This window comes from Dietzia sp. B19 (assembly GCF_014145155.1).
Classification (GTDB): Bacteria; Actinomycetota; Actinomycetes; order Mycobacteriales; family Mycobacteriaceae; genus Dietzia; species Dietzia natronolimnaea.
Map to the genome: position 1 here is coordinate 3,267 of NZ_JAALED010000522.1, position 1,606 is coordinate 4,872.

At 71.8% G+C, this 1,606-nt stretch carries 2 protein-coding genes; both read left to right on the top strand.

Annotation, left to right across the window (positions count from 1 at the left end):
* Positions 1-66 precede the first annotated feature (66 nt).
* Positions 67-921: an ABC transporter permease gene (locus G6020_RS14190; RefSeq protein ID WP_182611053.1), complete on the top strand. Its 855-nt coding sequence runs from the start codon at positions 67-69 to the stop codon at positions 919-921.
* 29 nt (positions 922-950) lie between these two features.
* Positions 951-1,606, top strand: a 656-nt coding sequence (locus G6020_RS14195) for an ABC transporter ATP-binding protein (protein ID WP_182611054.1), incomplete at its 3' end; no start/stop codon positions are given.

Below are 1,606 nucleotides of genomic sequence, written 5' to 3' on the forward strand. Positions count from 1 at the left end.
CGGGACCGACATCTGGCCCGGGCAGCCCGCCACCGTCGGCGGGTGACGAGACGAGGAGACCTCACCATGACCACCGTTCTCGCCTCCACGCCGACGGGCCCGCGTGAGGTGGCCGCCGGCCCCACCGCGGAGACGCCGGCTCCCGGGCGCGGCACTGTCGGCCGCCGCCGGCCCCGCCGCCGGACCACCTGGCTGCGCTGGCTCAGCCCCGTCGTACTGATCCTCATCTGGCAGATCGCCGGAGCCACCGGCATCCTGCCGGAGCGGATCCTTCCCGCCCCGCAGCTCATCGCCTCCTCCGCACTGGAGCTCATCGCCTCAGGTGAGCTCGCCGACTCGCTGGCCGTCTCGAGCGTCCGCGTGGTCCAGGGGTTCGTCCTGGGGGCCGTGGCCGGACTCGTCCTGGGGGTGATCGTCGGAACCTCGCGGATCGCGGACGCCCTCGTCGACCCCCCGCTCCAGATGCTCCGCGCGTTGCCGCACCTCGGGCTGATACCGCTGTTCATCCTGTGGTTCGGCATCGGTGAGACCCCGAAGGTGCTGCTCATCGCACTCGGTGTGGTCTTCCCGATCTACCTCAACACGGCCTCGGGCCTGCGGCAGGTGGATCCCAGGCTGCAGGACATGGCGACGGTCTTCGGATTCAGCCGACGCCAGCGGCTCACCGAGGTGATCCTCCCGTCGATCGCGCCCCAGGTCCTGGTCGGCGTGCGGCAGTCGCTCGCGATCGCCTGGTTGACGCTCATCGTGGCCGAGCAGCTCAACGCCACCAACGGCATCGGCTACCTCATCATGAACGCCCGCGACTACTTCCGGATCGACGTGATCATCGTCGGCCTGGTCGTGTACGCGCTGCTCGGCATCCTCACGGACGCGGTGGTCCGCGTCGCCGAGGCCCGTGCGCTGCGCCACTACCGGTGACCACCGACCACCACCCAGGAGCCACAGTCATGACCACCACCCTCGCCCCCGCGGGCGCGCTGCGAGATGTCACCCGCAGCTTCGGCGACACCGTCGTTCTCCGCGATCTCGACCTGACGATCCCCCGCGGCGACATCGTCGCCCTGCTCGGTCGGAGCGGTAGCGGCAAATCCACCGCGCTGCGGATCCTCGCCGGACTGGACCGGGAGCTCGACGGAGGGAGCGTCCACATCGAGGGCCCCCCGGCCGTCGTGTTCCAGGACTCCCGGCTGCTGCCCTGGCGCACCGTCGCCGAGAACGTCAGGCACGGCCTCAACCGGGTCGACGTCGGACGGGGGGAAAAGACCGACCGGGTCACCGGGATCCTCGCCGAGGTGGGGCTCGGGGGCCGCGAGGGCGCCTACCCGGGGGAACTCTCCGGCGGGCAGGCGCAGCGGACCTCGCTCGCCCGGGCGCTCGTCGCCGAGCCGTCGCTGTTGCTGCTCGACGAGCCCTTCGGCGCGCTCGACGCCCTCACCCGGCGCACCATGCACCGCCTCCTGCTGCGGCTGTGGGCGCACCACGGTCTCGGGGTCCTGCTGGTGACGCACGACGTCGACGAGGCGGTGGCCCTGGCCGACCGTGTGCTCGTCCTGGACGACGGCGTCGTCGGTCACACCGAGACCATCGACCGACCCCGCGGCGG